The sequence below is a fragment of the Paenibacillus sp. PastM-3 genome, assembly GCF_029893965.1.
In the GTDB taxonomy this organism is placed as follows: domain Bacteria; phylum Bacillota; class Bacilli; order Paenibacillales; family Paenibacillaceae; genus Paenibacillus_AQ.
This window is the reverse complement of record NZ_JARXXP010000039.1, coordinates 1-18,327: the sequence shown is the minus strand read 5'-3', so window position 1 is coordinate 18,327 and position 18,327 is coordinate 1. Positions and strand designations below refer to the sequence as shown.

The 18,327-nt window shown below is 39.5% G+C and carries 12 protein-coding genes; 10 read left to right on the top strand and 2 right to left on the bottom strand.

The annotated features are described in order from the left end of the window. The first annotated feature begins 27 nt into the window (after positions 1-27). The 8 genes from M2108_RS28810 to M2108_RS28775 all read left to right on the top strand — a co-directional run bounded on the left by M2108_RS28810 (position 28) and on the right by M2108_RS28775 (position 10,911). Positions 28-1,632: a restriction endonuclease subunit S gene (locus M2108_RS28810; protein ID WP_277472851.1), complete on the top strand. Its 1,605-nt coding sequence runs from the start codon at positions 28-30 to the stop codon at positions 1,630-1,632. Positions 1,633-1,645: 13 nt separating this feature from the next. Then, positions 1,646-3,169, top strand: a complete 1,524-nt coding sequence (locus M2108_RS28805) for a class I SAM-dependent DNA methyltransferase (RefSeq protein WP_277472852.1) — start codon at positions 1,646-1,648, stop codon at positions 3,167-3,169. Then, a complete protein-coding gene (locus M2108_RS28800; protein WP_277472853.1) occupies positions 3,159-4,493 on the top strand; it encodes a restriction endonuclease subunit S in 1,335 nt (444 codons plus the stop codon). The genes M2108_RS28805 and M2108_RS28800 overlap by 11 nt, the downstream gene beginning before the upstream one ends. A 16-nt stretch (positions 4,494-4,509) precedes the next feature. Then, complete coding sequence (locus M2108_RS28795; RefSeq protein ID WP_277472854.1) at positions 4,510-7,647, top strand: type I restriction endonuclease subunit R; 3,138 nt, start codon at positions 4,510-4,512, stop codon at positions 7,645-7,647. 62 nt (positions 7,648-7,709) lie between these two features. Then, positions 7,710-8,966 (top strand): nucleotide-binding domain-containing protein, encoded by a 1,257-nt coding sequence (locus M2108_RS28790; protein WP_277472855.1) that lies wholly within the window; start codon positions 7,710-7,712, stop codon positions 8,964-8,966. Between the two features lie 14 nt (positions 8,967-8,980). Next, complete coding sequence (locus tag M2108_RS28785) at positions 8,981-9,661, top strand: hypothetical protein (protein WP_277472856.1); 681 nt, start codon at positions 8,981-8,983, stop codon at positions 9,659-9,661. A gap of 1 nt (position 9,662) precedes the next feature. Further along, positions 9,663-10,151 carry a Pycsar system effector family protein gene (locus M2108_RS28780; protein ID WP_277472857.1) on the top strand — a complete coding sequence of 163 codons (489 nt, stop codon included), beginning with the start codon at positions 9,663-9,665 and terminating at the stop codon, positions 10,149-10,151. A gap of 52 nt (positions 10,152-10,203) precedes the next feature. Next, positions 10,204-10,911 (top strand): hypothetical protein, encoded by a 708-nt coding sequence (locus M2108_RS28775; protein WP_277472858.1) that lies wholly within the window; start codon positions 10,204-10,206, stop codon positions 10,909-10,911. Positions 10,912-11,233: 322 nt separating this feature from the next. On the opposite strand, the gene M2108_RS28770 is transcribed toward M2108_RS28775, so the two are convergent. Then, positions 11,234-12,328: a hypothetical protein gene (locus M2108_RS28770; protein WP_277472859.1), complete on the bottom strand. Its 1,095-nt coding sequence runs from the start codon at positions 12,326-12,328 to the stop codon at positions 11,234-11,236. 321 nt (positions 12,329-12,649) lie between these two features. On the opposite strand from M2108_RS28770, the gene M2108_RS28765 reads away from it, so the two are divergent. Then, positions 12,650-16,372 (top strand): YecA family protein, encoded by a 3,723-nt coding sequence (locus tag M2108_RS28765; protein ID WP_277472860.1) that lies wholly within the window; start codon positions 12,650-12,652, stop codon positions 16,370-16,372. Between the two features lie 170 nt (positions 16,373-16,542). On the opposite strand, the gene M2108_RS28760 is transcribed toward M2108_RS28765, so the two are convergent. Beyond that, a complete protein-coding gene (locus tag M2108_RS28760) occupies positions 16,543-16,914 on the bottom strand; it encodes a helix-turn-helix domain-containing protein (RefSeq protein ID WP_277472861.1) in 372 nt (123 codons plus the stop codon). Between the two features lie 281 nt (positions 16,915-17,195). Here M2108_RS28760 and M2108_RS28755 point away from each other — a divergent pair. Then, a partial coding sequence (locus M2108_RS28755) for an IS110 family RNA-guided transposase (RefSeq protein ID WP_277506443.1) occupies positions 17,196-18,327 on the top strand: 1,132 nt, incomplete at its 3' end.

Sequence of the window (18,327 nt, the reverse complement as noted above, 5' to 3'; positions counted from 1 at the left end):
GTGGTATTATTTAGGAGTAACTTCCTAGTGCTAGAGGGTGATATATTGATCGAAACATTCTGGAATATTTGCTTACTTCATAACATTAGCACAAGGGATCAATTGCTACGAGAAGCCGTGCGGGTTGTTCAGACGAATAGAGCGTTACAGTTGCAAGGAGCAGCACATAAATCCATTCTGGAGCCTGAAATGCTTTTCCAGTGGATGAATCAGTATGCGGGTGAGCGTGAGTTCGGACATTTCCCTGGCGATCGGGATTTGTTCTTTAGGCTCTACCAGGTAGGCAAAGATATGGATTTATTAGATTATGCCATACAGACAATACAACAAGACCGGATAACAAGCGAGATTGTCGTTCATACGAGCATTGTTGACAGATTTAAAGACATGTGTGAAGAACACCATTATCGAACGCTGTTGATTGCTGAAGCAGAGAAATACTTGCGCGGTCTGGCCGAAAGTCAATTGTATAAGCTCCCGCTTACGATTACGTTGATAACCGAGAATTACATCATTGCCAAGCTGTTGAAGACTTATTTCGAGTCTTATCCGAATGTCCACATTATACAGGGATCGATTTATCAACCATTGCCTCTGTCTGAGAAGGTTGACGCTATCTTAACCATTCCGAAATTCGGAATAAAGATGGATGAGGTTGAAGATGCAATCATTAGAGACTCGGAAGGTGTTGCCGTTAATCACTTAATTCCACTGTTACAAGATAACGGGAGAATAAGTGTTACACTCCCTGCTCGGATGTTGTTTCAATCTGGGCCTAACGCGCAGTGGCGAGAACAGATAAATGAATTGGCTCCTGTCCAAACCTTACATATGCTGCCTGATGGGTTATTTCGGCCTTATATGTCGGTCAAGACTTATCAGATTGAGTTTGGAAGGTCACCTTCACAGCAAGTGATTATAGGTCGTCTAAGGCTTCAGAAGATGTTCTTGGAACCAGAACGAGAAATTTCAGTTCATGCTGAAGCTTTTGCACGGCTTGAGAACTGGCGAATTGATATGATGCTTGATGAAGATCAAGATACGTTGAGATCCTTTCAACAAGCGCCTGTTCCTAAGGTGAAATTAAGGGATGTGGCAGATATATTCCGTGGCAAATCTGTTCTTAAGCAAGACCTTAGAGCAGGAAACATCAAAGTATTAAATATCTCCAACATTGAAGACGGCGAAGTACGAACGGATCAGTTGGAGACAATCGATGAAGAAGAACGGAAGGTCAAACGCTATGAAATTCTTTCCGGAGATCTAATCATGGCTTGTCGAGGTACAGTGAATAAACTGGCTGTCTTTCCAGAAACAGAAGGAACGATAATAGCTTCTGCCAACATTATCGTCATTCGACTTAAAGAGTCCATTAGTAGCGGATATGCAAAGATATTTCTGGAAAGTCCGGTTGGAACGACACTGATCCAGAGCTTCCAGCGAGGGACAACCGTTCTAAATTTGAATCCCTCAGATGTGGGAGAAATAGAACTCCCTCTTCTTCCCCACGAGGAGCAGAATAATCGGGTAAATCGCTACAATGAGGAAAAAGAATGGTATAAGCAAAAGATTCGTGAGGCTACGGATCGATGGGAGCAAGTAAAGAACGAAATTTACAGCGAGCTCTACTGAGGAGGAACTAAGAATGGCAACAGCAAATCTGGGTTTTGAAGAGAAATTATGGAGCATGGCCGACAAGCTACGGGGCAGCATGGATGCGGCGGAGTATAAGCACGTTGTGTTAGGTCTATTATTCCTAAAATATGTATCGGATGCTTTTGAAGAGAAATATGAAGCACTGAGCAATGAACCTTATGCGGATCCCGAAGATCGTGACGAGTATGTTGCTGCGAATATCTTCTGGGTGCCGAAGGATGCTCGTTGGAGCCACATTAAGAACAATGCCAAGAAACCGGAAATTGGCCAAATCATTGACCAGGCAATGGTTGACATTGAGAAAGAGAACGCATCGCTGAAAGGTGTTTTGCCTAAGGATTATGCAAGACCTGCCCTAGATAAAACACGTCTTGGGGAAGTTATAGACTTGTTCTCGTTCAAAGTTGGCGATGAAGATAGCCGATCCAAGGATATACTCGGACGGGTATATGAATACTTCCTCAGCAAGTTCGCCAGCGCCGAGGGCAAGAATGGCGGCGAATTCTATACGCCAAATAGCGTTGTTCGCTTGCTCGTAGAAATGATTGAACCATATAAGGGGCGTGTCTATGACCCTTGTTGCGGCTCTGGAGGGATGTTCGTTCAGAGTGAGAAGTTCGTCGAAGAGCATCAGGGTAAGCTCGGAGATATTGCCGTATATGGCCAAGAATCGAACCCGACAACCTGGAAACTGTGCAAAATGAACTTGGCAATCCGCGGAATTGACAGCAACTTGGGCGAATATCATGCGGATACGTTCCATAACGATCTGCACAAGAATTTGAAGGCCGATTACATCTTGGCTAACCCTCCATTCAATATTAGTGACTGGGGCGGTGAGAGGCTCATCGATGACGCCCGTTGGTCGTACGGAATTCCGCCAGCTGGAAATGCCAACTACGCCTGGATTCAACATATGGTGAACAAGCTGGCTCCAAGTGGTGTAGCCGGTTTCGTATTGGCGAATGGTTCGATGTCTACGAGTACAACGGCTGAATTGGACATTCGGAGCAAACTGGTTAATGCGGATTTAGTGGATTGCATTGTAACGCTTCCTGGGCAGTTGTTCTATTCGACGCAAATTCCGGTCTGCCTTTGGTTTGTGGCAAAGAATAAAGCTCCGAGAGGCCTTGGTGACCGTCGCAGCGAAATTCTGTTCATCGATGCCCGCAAAATGGGGAAAATGGTTGACCGTACACATCGTGAGCTGACGCCGGAAGATATCAAGAAGATAACGGATACTTACCACGCCTGGCGCGGGCAGGCTGAAGCAGGAGCATATGAGGATGTTAAGGGCTTTTGCAAAGCTGCGAAACTTACGGAAGTGCAAGAGCATGAATATATTTTGACTCCTGGTCGGTATGTAGGTATTGAGGATGTCGAAGAAGACAGTGAGCCGTTTGAAGATAAGATGGCTCGGCTGACATCGGAGTTGGCTGAGCAATTTGCTAAATCGCATCATCTGGAAGACGAGATTCGCAAGCGGCTTGGAGGGATTGGGTTTGAATTCTGAGTATTCTAAAAAAAGTTTGGGAGATTGTGTATCTATTATTACCGGATTTCCATTCAAAAGTGAAGACTTTAACACGGATGAAAAAGGAATAAGGCTTGTAAGAGGAAAAAACGTTACCAAGGGATCGTTAAGATGGGGAGAAGATACAAGATACTGGAGCAATGTTTCTGATGATTTATTAAAATATAAACTACTGAAAGATGATATTGTGATTGGAATGGACGGGTCCCTAGTGGGAAGGAATTACGCAAAAATAAGTGAAAAAGATTTACCCCTTTTGTTAGTACAACGTGTTGCTGCTTTAAGAGCATTGAATAATATTAGGCAAGAGTATGTATATTTTTTAATCGATAATGAGAGATTTATTAATTATATCGATAGCATAAAAACCGGGACTTCGATCCCTCATATTAGTGTAAAGCAGATTAAAAATTTTGAAGTATTATTGCCTTCACTTGAAGAGCAAAATCAGATCATTTCCATTTTACAACCCTTATACGACAAAATTGAACTGAATAATGCCATTAACAAAAATCTCGAAGAAATGGCCCAAGCCCTTTTCAAACGTTGGTTTGTGGATTTTGAGTTCCCGAATGAAAACGGTGAACCGTATAAGTCCAGCGATGGCGAGTTTGAGGAAAGTGAATTGGGTTTTATTCCGAAAGGTTGGACACTTAAACCTATTTATGACATGGCAGATTTTATTAATGGCACCTCTTTTAAAGCTGACGAAATTGGGGGGGCAGGTGTTCCGATCATTAAAATAGCAGAATTAAAGAGTGGGATAACACAACAAACTAAGTTTTATCAGGCAATGGGAAAGGATGGGAAATATTACTTAGACAATGGTGATATTCTATTCTCCTGGTCAGGTAATCCGGATACATCAATTGATACCTTTATATGGTATAGAGGAAACGGGATATTAAATCAGCATATTTTCAAGGTAGTACCGGGCGATGTAAAACTAAGAGGATATATATATACATTACTAAAATATATGAAAAGCACGTTTGCTCGTATAGCAGGTGGAAAGCAGACTACAGGACTGGGACATGTTACAGTAAAAGATCTTCAACGGTTACAAATCGTCTACCCATGTTACGATATACTAAGTGCTTTCAGTCAAGTTATTAACCCCATAGTTACACAAATAATCAATACCAATATAGAAAATGAGATCTTAATAAAAACAAGGGACTCCTTAGCTTCTAAACTCATGTCAGGAGAAATTCGAGTTCCTCTGAATGAAGAATATCCCATTTCTAAATCTTCAGACCTACCCCTGGCAACTGAAAGCAAAGCCCAATACTCCAGTACCTAACTAAAGGAGGTGCACCATGGTCCTATACACCACATCTTACACCGAGAACGACTTGGAACAAGCGGCTTTGGAATGGTTCGAAGAACTGAACTACAACAAAGCCTACGGTCCGGAGATTTCACCTGAAGGAGAATACCCTGAAAGGCAGTTCTATCAGGATGTCATTCTGATAGAACGCCTACGTGAAGCACTCATTCGTATCAATAAGCACCTACCGCGTGAGGCCATCGAGGAAGCGATTCGTATCATCGAAGTGCCTCGTAGTCCGAGTTTGATGATCAATAACAAAGCATTCCAGAAGATGATCACGGACGGCATCGATGTCCAGTATCGAAATGGCAATGGTGATTATCCGACCGAAAAAGTCTGGGTGTTTGATACGCATCCGGAACGCGTCGACAATAACGATTTTCTTGTGGTGAATCAGTTTACGGTGATTGAGAACCAAGTCGATAAACGTCCGGATGTTGTGGTGTTCGTCAATGGCCTTCCGATTGCGGTTCTAGAGCTGAAGAGCGCTTCTAATGAAGAAGTGGGAATCAGTGATGCTTACAATCAGGTGCAGACTTATAAAAAGGCGATCCCGTCCCTATTCACATACAATTCCTTTATGGTCATCAGCGACGGAGTCAACGCCAGAGTAGGGACACTGACGGCTGACGAGGAACGGTTCATGATGTGGCGTACCATTGATGGAGAGGATGTTGCATCCTCCTCCCTGCCGCAGCTTGAAGTGCTGATTAAGGGAATGTTCGAGAAGAGCCGTCTGCTTGATATCATCAAGCATTTTGTCTTGTTTCAGACGGACGGGGAGCAGTTATTCAAAATATTGGCCGGGTATCACCAATACCATGCCACAAATAAGGCGATTGCCGCTACGGAAAGAGCGACCCTGGAAGAAGGCGACCGCAAGATAGGCGTCATCTGGCATACACAAGGTTCTGGTAAAAGCCTGTCTATGGTCTTTTATGCAGGCAAACTGGTCCTGACTCTCGATAACCCGACAATTGTGGTTGTCACGGACCGTAATGATCTGGACGATCAGTTGTATGCAACATTTAGCAAATCGAAAGACTTGCTCCGCCAAACTCCGCAACACGCCGAAGACCGTGCTCACTTAAAGCAGCTGCTATCGGTAGAGTCGGGCGGGATTATTTTTACAACCGTGCATAAGTTCTCACCTGAAGAAGGTGAATCCCATTATCCTGTCCTCACAGACCGTCGTAATGTCATCGTAATGGCGGACGAAGCACATCGCAGTCAATACGGCTTTCAAGCGGAAATGGTCGCATCGGATGAGAAAGCCAACATCAAGTACGGCTATGCAAAATATATGCGTGATGCCTTACCGAACGCTTCTTATATCGGGTATACTGGAACACCGGTTGAGTTGACGGATAAGAACACTCCGGCTGTTTTTGGTGATTACATTGACATCTATGATATGACTCGGGCTGTGGAGGATGGTACGACCGTCAAGATTTACTATGAGAGCCGGATTGCCCGGTTGGAGTTGTCGGATACGGAACGGCCGGTTATCGATGAAGAATATGAAGAGATTACCGAGTATCAAGAGTATACTCAGCAAGAGAAGCTCAAGTCCAGATGGGCGCGTCTTGAAGCGCTTGCCGGTGCGGAGAAACGGATCAAAAAGGTCGCGAAGGATATGGTTGAACATTATGAGCAGCGCCAAGGAGCCATGTTCGGCAAGGCCATGATCGTCGTCATGTCGCGGCGTATTGCTATCGATCTCTACAAGGAGATTGTCGCTCTTCGCCCGGACTGGCATAGTGATGACGACAATGAAGGCAAAATAAAAATCGTTATGACCGGAAGCTCAAGCGACCCAGCGGAATGGCAGCCTTATATCGGGACAAAACGGCGCCGTGAGCATCTGGCCAAACGAATGAAGGATTTAAATGGCCCGCTGGAGATCGTCATCGTGCGTGATATGTGGTTGACCGGGTTTGACGTGCCAAGCATGAACACCATGTATATTGATAAGCCGATGAAGGGTCATAATCTTATGCAGGCTATTGCCCGTGTTAACCGCGTATTCCGTGACAAGCCAGGTGGTCTGATCGTAGACTATATCGGAATTGCGGATATGTTGAAGTCGGCACTCCAGCAATACACGGAAAATGACCGCAAGACTGCGGGAATTGATACGGACCAAGCAGTTGATTTCATGTTGGAGCGTATCCAACTCATTCGTGAACAATTGCATGGACACGACTTTTCGAAATATGCGTCGGAGAAAGCTTCCGAACGGATGAAGGCAATTGTCGAGACTGTTGATTATGTGCTTGGGCTCGGCGATCAAGGCAAACGCAATTTTGTTAATTGGACCACGGAGCTGACAAAGGCCTATGCGCTATGCGCAACGACAGAAGCTGCGAAGTCGGTCAACCTGGAAATTAGCTTCTATAAAGCAGTAAAATCGGGAATCGTCAAAATCATTACCACAGAGAACAAGAAGAAAACGACGAATGAGTTAGATGCGGAGCTCAATCAGCTGATTTCCAAATCGGTTATGTCCGATGAAGTCGTCGATATTCTCGAAGCGGTTGGCTTACAGAAGCCTAACATTGCGATTTTATCGAATGAATTTCTGGAGCATGTTCGCGGGTTAAAGCAAAAGAACCTCGCAGTCGAGCTTCTCAGAAGACTCCTTCAAGGGAAGGTGAAGGCTGTATCTCGCACAAGCATCGTGCAGTCGAAAAAGTTCTCTGAAATGCTCGATGAAGCGATTCGTAAGTATAACAATCGAACAATTGAGACAACCCAGGTCATTGAAGAGTTAATCCAGATGGCTAAAGAGATGAACGCAGCCGTTAAGCGTGGCGAAGATCTCGGCCTCATTAAGGAAGAAGTAGCCTTCTATGATGCGTTGGCATCGAATGAGTCGGCGAAGGAGCTTATGGGTGATTTGGTTCTTAAGCAGATTGCTCATGAGTTAACACAAGCGATTAAGAACAATATCAAGGTGGACTGGACTCTGCGGGAAAATGTCCGGGCTCAGATGCGGATTACGGTTAAGCGGTTACTGAAGAAATACGGATATCCACCTGATCTTGAAAAGATGGCAATTGATTTGGTGCTTCAACAGGCGGAGTTAATGGCACAGGCAGAGACAGAAGAATTTAAATACTAACAGACATCTGGCGTAGCTAAAAGTCACCTTTTTAGCTATGCCTATTTTATAGGAGTGATTAAATGGTAAGGATGAGCAGTATTTTTGATCAACTATTTGAGAAAAAACAAGATGAAATTTTAAAGAAGTCTGTGGCTTTTGAAATGTCGAATAATCAGCACCCAGACACAGCTAGACCTCCATTAGCAGAAATAAGAAGACTATTTGGGAAGCCTGAAAATTGCTTTTCATTTAGTATTGGAGCCCATCCTGATTTCTGCGAGCTAAGGGATGATGAATATCAATACCAGTATATTGTTTCGGTGTTCATGGATATTTCAGGTTCCACACGTCTTGGTTTAAAATTTGATCTACCAAAAGTACGGTTCTACAAGAATGCTATATTAAGATCAGCAATTGAAATATTCCAAGCTTTTGATGGGCATATTCATAGATTGCAAGGTGATGCAGTATTTGCGTTTTTTGGACATAGAGGGATGAAAAAATCGGATGCTATTATTAATGCATTAAATGCTGCGTCGTTAATGCAAGCATTTAATAAGACTACATTAACTAAATTCTTTGATCAAAATGGGCTTGAGCCCTTGAAGATTCGCATTGGAATTGATATAGGAGATAATGAGAGTGTTCTGTGGTCCAAATATGGTATTGGTGATATAACAGAAATTACGACCACTAGCCTTCATACCGATTTGGCTGCAAAATTACAATCGAGAGCAAATGGAAATAATATTATGATTGGAGAAAATATATACACTTATTTAGACCTCCCTAACTCATTCTTGGATGTAAAAACTTATCAAGAGAATTACCAAGTAGTTGAAGATAAGTATATTCTTAAATCACCCACATACTCAATGAGGTTATTTAATTGGAACAAGTACCTAAACCAATTTTCATTCTTACCAAAAGAGGGTGGAGACATAATATCCTCGCCAGATCAATTTGAAGTTAAATGTTACTTAATACTTGATGGGAAAGAGATCGAGTATAGGAGTAACAGTTTCGCACTTGAGAAGGGTTTAAACCTAAAGTATGTGTTAGATACTAAGTTTGTTAAGCCTTCCTATATTAAATGGCGGGTTGAGAATTCGGGGGAAGAGGCTACAAAAGAGAGCGCATTGTCATTCCCAATGGAAAAGTACAACAATAGGTTGGAGTGTTATCAGTCTACGAAGTACAACGGTCACCATAATATGGTATGCTCATTATACCATAGGGATTATACGTTAATGGCAAGAGATAAGTTTAGTATATATGTAAATGACAACAGACGGCCATTAAGAAATTTAGCAGCTTCAAAATTAAGTTCAACATAAATGAGGTCTTAAGAATGAAAAGCTATAGTTATAAATCTGTTCAGGATTTGATAAATAGCTTGAATGCTGGGCAGTTGTTGGAACACCTATCTATCTCAGATTTGCCTAATGGAATTGAAGGAAACTATGTGAATTTGTCGGCAGCAACTATGGTATTTGATCTTGCTGGCTCATCACTAAGTATTAGGGAGCGCGGAGCAAAAGATTATTTTGTAAGGCATCAAAATATATTCCGAAATCTAACACAAATAATTTATGCTCACAAAGGGATTATTGAAAAATTTCCTGGAGACGGCATCAGTATGCACTTTGTTAATACAACACTGGATAAGTTAGGAATTGTAAATTGTATAACCCATGCCGTTAGAACAGCTAATGAAATAATAAATTATTTAATTACGAATGAAGGAATGACTTCGGGATTCAGGCTAAGTCTATCTTATGGAGATGACACTATTGCAGCACTTATAGGTGGGAAAGAACACGAGGAGTGGATAACTATCGGTCATGCTGTGAATGTTGCTCATAAGCTTGAAAAGGAAATCAAAGACAAACATTGCATTTTTGGAATGGATGAAGATTGCTATAGTGTGTACACTAATATATACAGAAATGGGTCGGCATATCGTTTTGCAATGCCTGAAGATCTAAAAAAACAAATTAAATCTGAAGAATTCTGGTATGGGGTGAAATAAAATGGATAGTAATAGAGAGTTTGATTATCATAAGCATAATTCGGTGTATATTAGTGATTACATTAAATTTGCAGATACAAAAGCAGGAATTGCCCTTGGTTTTAACATCGCATTGATTGGGGTGTTTGCAAAAACACTGAAGAGTAGTTGGGTAATTACTGCTCTGAAATTGTCTGACTTGCTCTTAATGGTTGCTCTGTTGTTACTAATTGTTTCTTTATATTATATTCTGTATAGAGTACTTTGGCCCCGTTATGTTAAAAATACACAACTATATCACTCATGGGGAGGAATCGGCTCTTTCTCGAATATAAATGACTATTATAGTCATCTTATACAACAACCGGAGGGACAATTTCTTAAGGATATGGCCGCCCAGAATTATTCATTAGCACATGTATGCATAAAGAAATATCGAAACTTTGAACGAGCAATGATTTTCTTGACCTCAGGCGCTATCTCAGGTGTGGCTGGTTGGTTGCTTATGTAACGGTGAAATATAAATTCTGCTGATACTGTACAAAAAGTAAGGGGAGAATCCGATGAAGCGTTTATTAAAAAAGTCGTTAAGCCCAGGAGATCTTAGTAAGCTATTTCAAGCTGGGCAACTTACCAAAAGGTCAATCTATGGTAGTTTAGATCTCCAGGTAATTCGAGAACATTTCTCTATCACTGATGTAGAAATCGGTGATAACGCCATCCTAGAAATACCAGGTGTAACATTTGTGTTTGATTTGGAAGGATCATCTGCCAACATTCGTGATCGTGGTGAGCAGAATTTTATCAACACTTACGCTGAAATGTTTAGCAACTTGACCGCCATCATTTATCGAAATAACGGTATTGTGGAAAAGTTCCCAGGGGATGGTATTAGTGCTCATTTTCTAAAACTTGAAAATGAACCGAATCTAACATTTTCCAAATCTAGAGCTGCTAATGCTGCATACGAAATTCAAACGTACATGACTAGATCGGGGTATACAGGGTATCGAATGAGTATGTGGACAGGTGAATCCACTGTAGCGACGACAATCGGAAATGATAACCACCATGAGCTTATTAGTATTGGACATGGGGTTAATATGGCCCACAAGCTTGAAAAAGTAATTAAGGATAATGGATTCACTTTGGGAATGGATCATGGGATATCGCGCTATTTCAAGGAGAAAACAAATAAGGCTGTGAACGAACGTCTTTTACCACAGAACTTGATAACTGTGAGCGAAAAACATTGGTATGGCGTAGTCTAATACTTTATTTTTTCGATTCGCTTCCGCCTCATTATAATTTTCACACTCAGTCTAAAACTTATTTCTCGATACCTGACGATTTTGTAACCAAAAAAACCGCGTCAGATCAACAGCGTCAGTCTAATACTTTATTTTCTTCGAACAGTTGTCTAGTGACAAAAAAGTAGGGAACCAGTAAAGAAAGTATGGAACCAATGTTAAAAGTGTGGAACCAGTAAAGAAAGTATGGAACCATATTACATCATGAGCCGTCCTGCATGTTGAGGACGGCTCATTTTTGCGTATATTCTCAGTAGAAAATAAAATCTATGTAGAACGTTATTTATTTTCCTGATGAGAACTCTTCTTTATTAATTATAAATGTTTTTCCATCTTCAACATCAATTTCATTAACAACTTTGTAGGCTCGATTATTACTCAAGGAATTTATTTCGAATTGAATAATCACAAAATTTTTCCCTGATTTCAAAAAATCAGATGAATTAATTTCATATTTATAATCATAATGGCTTCTATCGGGTAGGTACGCTTCATTCAAACCTTTATTCATTTCTTTATTCAGGAAGTTAGCTATAGAAGACGATGCTTCCTCTGAAATCTGCTTCTCAGTCACCTCTATAAATGAACGTTTAAAATCTAGTTTATTTACTTCTACCTCCTGGGTGAGAACAGCATTATTTCCTTTATCATCTGTAGAATAAAAGCCCAGGATCACTTTCTCTGGAATTTTGTTTTCAAAATGAAACTTAATTGGCACTGTTTTATCATTGACAAAGTTAATTAAAAAACTCGGTTTTTGTAAATTGCTCATAGCAAAAATTAAGATGGCTAATACAAGATAAGCAGTAAAGAACCACGCGCCTATTACTTTCAAGTTTTTCATCACGTACTTTCGCAGCTTTACTATTCCTTTGCGTAGTTCTTTTCTGAATTTCTTGAAAAGCAATGCAATTATGAAGGGAACTATAACTAAAAATGTAATGACAATAACAAAACGATTTTGAAAGATAAGCCCAACAGTTAATATGAATAACAAAATAACTATCATTGAGATGCCTGCATATAAGGAAGAAAATTTGAACAGGGAAGAATAACTTTCGTCTGCCCTATTGACATTTTTCCTCCTCATTACTCCCCTTTGCGTATAGTTAAGGGCAGAAAATTCGCAATAAGAATAGTAAATTGCGCTTAATAGAACTAGGCATCCAGTAGAGAGCATGCAAGTTACAATAATGTGCTCTATTGAAAGAGGAAATTTCATATACATTTTGGTAGAGAGAATGTTAATAGCAAGCATTAAAAGCTTATAATAACCGACTCCTAAAACGCCAATTACAGTAGTTACAAGAACTAATCTTCCTGTTCTTTCTCCAAAAGAAAGATCTTGTTGGTTGTTCGTATTTGTATTTCTCCTCATATTACTTTCCTCCCAAATTTATGTATAAGCGTATTACGTAGGAACTTATGTTTGGTTTCGTTTCAGAATTATTATATAATTATTGTACTTACTCGTTGTTCATACCGCCTAAGTCGTCGAAGAAAGTGGAAGTTTTATTCGATTAATATACAAAAAATTATCTTGATAGGATTGTTTTATACTCTTTTATTGAGGTGAAGATGAAAATTTTTTAAACAGCTATTAGAAATTGCGTTCTACATAATTGATTTAGGAGCTCATCTGAAGATAAGTTAATTCTGGTTGTCTAATACCTAAGTAAAATGGCGGGAGGATTTGGAAATGGCGATTGGTCGTAATGAATCTTGTATTTGTGGAAGTGGGAAGAAGTACAAAAAGTGCTGTATTAATAAACCATTAAGGAAAGCTTCAAATACAAATACGGTCCTGATTGAAGAGTGTGTTTCTGATTTCGAATATATTGAGGCTACCTCCAAAGAGCTTGAAAAAATCATATCCCTTTATACCATTGATGATGTCACCAGAGCTATATTTTGCATCAATTCTTGGGCCGATAATCGTTCGGCGTTAGCACAAGCATTAACACTTAACCATTCATTAAGTAATACTACAAAGTTCGGTAACCGAAATATTAAGCAATATTCAGAATTCAAAGAGTTCTTTGATGCAATTTCTATTTATTTGCCGATTACCTATAGAGAAGATTTGACACTAAATGACTTTGGTGAAGTTAAAATAATTGTTGATGGTGAGACATATCCCGTAGTAATTGGTACTGGTCACGAACAGGTATATGCTGTAATGAATTTTCTTCCTGAGTTAGCCGAAGCTCTTGAAATGAAAGGTGAACTTAAGGCTGTATTGCATTATAACCAAAAAATAATAAATATGCTGACTGATAGTAACATATCTTCTCCTGGTGAAGATTATGATATCGTATTTGAGATGCCCTCAGAACAATTTTGGGTAGCAGCGAAATCTCTGTTTAATTCAAAAGAGTTTGTAGAACTTTCTAAGCATGCATTTCAAATAATGGGATATCAAGAATGTCCAATTGAAATGCGTCATTTCTTCGTTTATAAGAAAGAATATTACCCAATTTATAATGCATCAATTCTGGTCGATTTGTACAAAAAGCTGCTTTCTTTGGCAACGGCTGAAGAATTCCATCACCATATCAGGTTAACATGGGGGAAGTTAATAGAAAATACTTTCAATTTTTCTAATAATGATCGTTCACGAGTTCTCATTGCACCTAAAATTTTTAATAGAGTTACAGGAAAACCATTTACAAATAACCGTTTAGCATTTATAGCTGTTAGCGAAGGTAAAGTATTAGTTGCAATAGATAAAGGTGACTTTGATAATCATGAAAGCATTGACGCTGAAATCAAGGCATTTAATTTATTGCATGAGAGCAATCAGCTGCAACTTTGTGAGACGTATTACAGGAAAGAATTAAAAGGGGGGTATGCATTTGATGTTTTATCTGAGATGCCAGTTCATTTTTTGCTAATAGAGCCATTCACCGATATTACAGCTCATGGGGCATTTTTGGGTGAATATGGAGAGCTGTTTTCGTGTTCTGCTTTAGATTTGTTTTATATGCTAGGATTTATGGAGGATTTTAATGAACTGATAGAATTCATAGAATATTATAAAACAGAAAAAGCAGAAATAATGGTTATAGGCGGTAAAAGTAATCTGTTCTTTACTTGGAAAAATGCGCATTATCATATCTCTTCAGGCGCAATTGAGTACAATTCAATTTCTATTTCATATGGAAGTACAGATGAGTATGTTTATGAGTATTTTACTAAGGAGCTTATGAATTATCCGTTTAATTTACAATCCAAAATGTTTGCGGATCCATATAGTTGGAAAGTTAAGGAGGGTGAGTGGGGTTACTCACATGTTGAACATAAAGGCTGTTTAGGTTTTGGTGGTGAAATTAAGAAAATTGGCCCATCCACGTTCCTTTTTCTCGCACAGAATGTTGAATTTTTTATAAAAGAAGATTTCTCACCGAATAATCATACGGCGCTGAAAACAATTGATGAGTTAAATCAGCGTCTTTTTAACAGATATGGCGAAATACTTGCTGGGTTCCCAATTCTATATTGTAAAGTGCTTCAAGTTATGTTTATGCCTATGCATTACGCAAAAAAAGTTGACCATTCTGGTTTCACCATAAATAGAAACAAGAAATATGTATTTAGTGATATTTATATTGATACAGACACAATAATTATTCGATATGCTGTGAATCAAGAAGACCTAATGTTCGCTATGATGAATGCTAGTGATAAAAGTGTAGAATCTGCATACTTTTTGGAGCTATTAGAGCCGCTGAGAGAACGTAATCAGTCTTCCTTTTTAGAATTAGAGTCCGCTGTCATTAAAGATATTTCACTAAAAAAAGAAGTGGGCGTTTTTACTATTGAACAAGACTATTATTATTCCGATATGGCAATTAGAGTTCAAACAGAAGCACATAACTTTGTGAAAGCAAGAAAGGAAATTGCAAGAGTTTGTTTTTCAGCAGGGGCAAAGCCAGGAGAATATCATGGGAAATCTGCAACTCGTATTATTAGAAGAATGCAAACATCCATCGTAAAAGTATTTGAAGATCAAATCTCTCAATACAGTAAAAAGAATTTACACACAAAAGCTTTAGGCTATTACACTACTCAATTGCACGGAATAATTGTTAATCGCAAGCGCTATTCAAGCTTTACTAATTTAGATCCTGTTGTTCAAGAAGAATTTGAAGAGAAGACAAGGAATATCCGAGAAAAGTATAGACGCAATTTAAGAACGGCCCAGTATTTATTAGAAAGTAATCTTGCAATTCAACATCAGGATAATACTTCCGATTGTAATAAAGATGAATTTGAAAATCTTTTAGCTTTTGCTGACTGGCTTGTTGTGCTACAAGACAATGCTGATACGTGCCACTTTACCGATTTTGATGTGTTAATTCAAATTGATGATGAGTACAAGGTCGATAATATTTTTTCTGAAAATGGAGTACTACAGTATGAGGAAATACTTCGTCGTAAGTACGAGCAAGAAGATTACTCAATAAAGAACGATGAAACAGATAAGGATTATCTGATCGAATGTGCAAGTGCCTTTTTCGTTGATACCGGAATTGAACTGGGTATGCTGATCTCTTTGCTCGAATATTTACAGTTACAAGTTATAGAGAACCCTTTTATTGAAGAAGTTTATCCAAATGTATTTCAAGCCCAACCAGATAAATTAATTAATGACTTCCTTACGCTTTTTTTAGAACTCAAAGATGAAGATAAGAAAAAAGCTGAGAACGCCCTGAATTTTATAACATTAGATTGCAATAAATTAAAAATCCTTAATGGTACAATTCATGATATTTTACCATTTTGGGATCGTGAAAAACGTGATAACAGATTTGATGTTAAGCCTGTAGTAATGCAAGATGGTAAATGTATATTTTCACCTGTTGTTATTAAACAATTAACCACGTATTGGAAAAGCGGTTTTTTAGAATGGTATATTCCTTTTGAAATAAACATGGAAAATGTGAAATTAGTACTCACAAAATGGAAAAAAAGATATGAAGATGAAATGGTACAAGATATAGCAAATGCCTTTCTAGAAAAAGGCTTTTATCCTGTTCTTCCGGAAATAGAACTGGCATCAAGGTTTCCTCGGAATGATTTTCCGGGTAATTTAGGTGACTATGATGTTATAGCAGTAGATAAAACAAAAAAAGAAATATGGCTGATCGAAAGCAAAGTACTTCAAAAAGTAGGTTCTATCTATGAGGATCAAATGCAACAAAAGAGCTTTTTTTACCAACACAAAGATGATGAGAAGTTTCAGAGAAGGATTAACTATATAAAGAATAATCTTAGTAAGATCATAGCTGCATTAAAATTGGATGCGTTGGACTATGAAGTTATCCCTTATATGGTAACTAACAAACTATTTACCTCTAGGTACAAGAATCTTGATTTTTCTATAATTTCTTATCATGAATTAATTACACGTATTAAATAGACCACAAAATGAAAAGTATTGCTGATATGAAAATAAAGGCATGCGAATTTTTTTCGCATGCCTTTCACTATGCACATTTGCACAGTGGAACATTATTGAAATGTTACCGATGTTCGAGATACTAATATATTAATCAATTAATATATTAGAATTTCGAAAAAAATAAAAGCTTAACCGGGTATTCTGTTTTTTTCTCGTTCGACCACTAGGGTTAGTATATTTGACACAAACAATTTATCTTGCGCGGTAAGTGAATAATCACTGAATTTTAATGAAATATCGGAATTTAACAACTCGATGAGATCAATTAACTGGCGGGATTCATAAAACCTACTCTGAAAGTCGACTAATCCCACGAGGTAATCCGATCCTATATCTAAATTTTTCGCAAGTAAATACAATTCATCTCTATTGGGTTGCGTATATCCTCTTTCCCAATTTGAAATAACTTGAGGCGAAACGCCTACTGCCTGGGCTAATTCTGCTTGTGTTACCCCACCGAGTTTTCTTCTTTCTTTAATCCGTTCACCAAACACATCCATATTGATCCCTCCATTCTATAAAATATCGGATTTCGTTATACTTTGCAAATTAACAATATAAAACAACGATAAAATGGAGTTTCTTTTGCTATTTTACTGCAAATATTGATAATAATAACGGATAGCGTTATTATCTTTGTGTCCGAAGTTCTTAGTATTAACAACTAGGAGCCATTCCTGTAATGAATTAATTCAAGGTTTGAACAAAAAAAGCGCCTCCTGTATGCTGGGTCATGGAATGTTGGCCATTCACTGCCCGAATTAAAAGGAGGACGCTCACTATGAAGTATAAACAATCGAAGAAACAGAATCAACGGATTACGCGAATTTCTGACAAGACCCTTGTCGTAGGCGCAGACATTGCTAAAGAAATCCATGTAGCTCGTGCCATCGACTATCGGGGGATTGAACTGGGAAAGGACTGCGTGTTCTCCAATACTCGTAGCGGACTGGAAGAACTAGTGCAGTGGATGAAGGAGCTTCAGCAGGAACATGCCAAGAGTGACGTCCTCTTTGGCATTGAGCCTACCGGACACTACTGGTTCAACCTTGCTGAGTACTTGGGGCAGCAAGGCATTCCACTCGTCATCGTCAATCCGCATCATGTTCAGAAAAGCAAAGAACTGGAAGATAACTCACCGACGAAAAACGACTATAAAGATGCAAAAGTCATTGCCGATTTAGTGCGTAACGGGAAGTACAGCGAACCGAAACTGCCGACAAACGTCTATGCAGATCTGCGGATTCTCATGAATCTTCGCGAAAAGATCATGGTAAACCTGGGGCAGGTGCAAAGACGGATGCAGAATTGGCAGGATCGCTTTTTCCCGGAGTATACAGAGGTTTTTAAAGACTGGGAGGGTAAAGCTTCCCTTATTACGCTAAGCGAGTTTCCGACGCCAGAAGAGATCGTAGCGCTCGGTACAGAGGCTATTGTGGAGAGATGGAAGAAGGACGTGAAGCGCGCCGTAGGAACGAAACGAGCGAAGCAATTGGTTGAAACCGCACGAAGTTCCATCGGACTCACCGAAGGTCTTGCAGCAGCCAAAATAGAGATTAAAGCACTTCTGGAGCAGTACGAAATGTTCGCCAGACAACTCGAAGAAATTCTAGTCGAGGTGCAGCGTCTTCTTACCGAAATTCCAGGAACGAAAGAGATGCTGACCGTGCCGGGCGTGGCGGTGGTCACCTTAGCAGGATTCCTTGCAGAAGTAGGGGATCTGAGCGATTACGAGCATGGACAGCAGATTATACGACTGGCCGGACTGAATCTCAAAGAGAACAGTTCAGGGAAGAAAAAGGGCAGATCCAGCATTACCAAGCGTGGACGTGCAAGGCTGAGGGCTCTGCTGTTCCGGGCGGTGATGCCCATGGTAGCAAAGAACGCTGAATTTAAGGCACTACACCAGTATT

Coding starts and splice junctions, on each gene's coding strand:
- M2108_RS28795 (WP_277472854.1), top strand. CDS start 4,510: ATGGTCCTATACACCACATCTTACACCGAGAACGACTTGGAACAAGCG.
- M2108_RS28790 (WP_277472855.1), top strand. CDS start 7,710: ATGGTAAGGATGAGCAGTATTTTTGATCAACTATTTGAGAAAAAACAA.
- M2108_RS28760 (WP_277472861.1), bottom strand. CDS start 16,914: ATGGATGTGTTTGGTGAACGGATTAAAGAAAGAAGAAAACTCGGTGGG.
- M2108_RS28780 (WP_277472857.1), top strand. CDS start 9,663: ATGGATAGTAATAGAGAGTTTGATTATCATAAGCATAATTCGGTGTAT.
- M2108_RS28805 (WP_277472852.1), top strand. CDS start 1,646: ATGGCAACAGCAAATCTGGGTTTTGAAGAGAAATTATGGAGCATGGCC.
- M2108_RS28770 (WP_277472859.1), bottom strand. CDS start 12,328: ATGAGGAGAAATACAAATACGAACAACCAACAAGATCTTTCTTTTGGA.
- M2108_RS28775 (WP_277472858.1), top strand. CDS start 10,204: ATGAAGCGTTTATTAAAAAAGTCGTTAAGCCCAGGAGATCTTAGTAAG.
- M2108_RS28765 (WP_277472860.1), top strand. CDS start 12,650: ATGGCGATTGGTCGTAATGAATCTTGTATTTGTGGAAGTGGGAAGAAG.
- M2108_RS28785 (WP_277472856.1), top strand. CDS start 8,981: ATGAAAAGCTATAGTTATAAATCTGTTCAGGATTTGATAAATAGCTTG.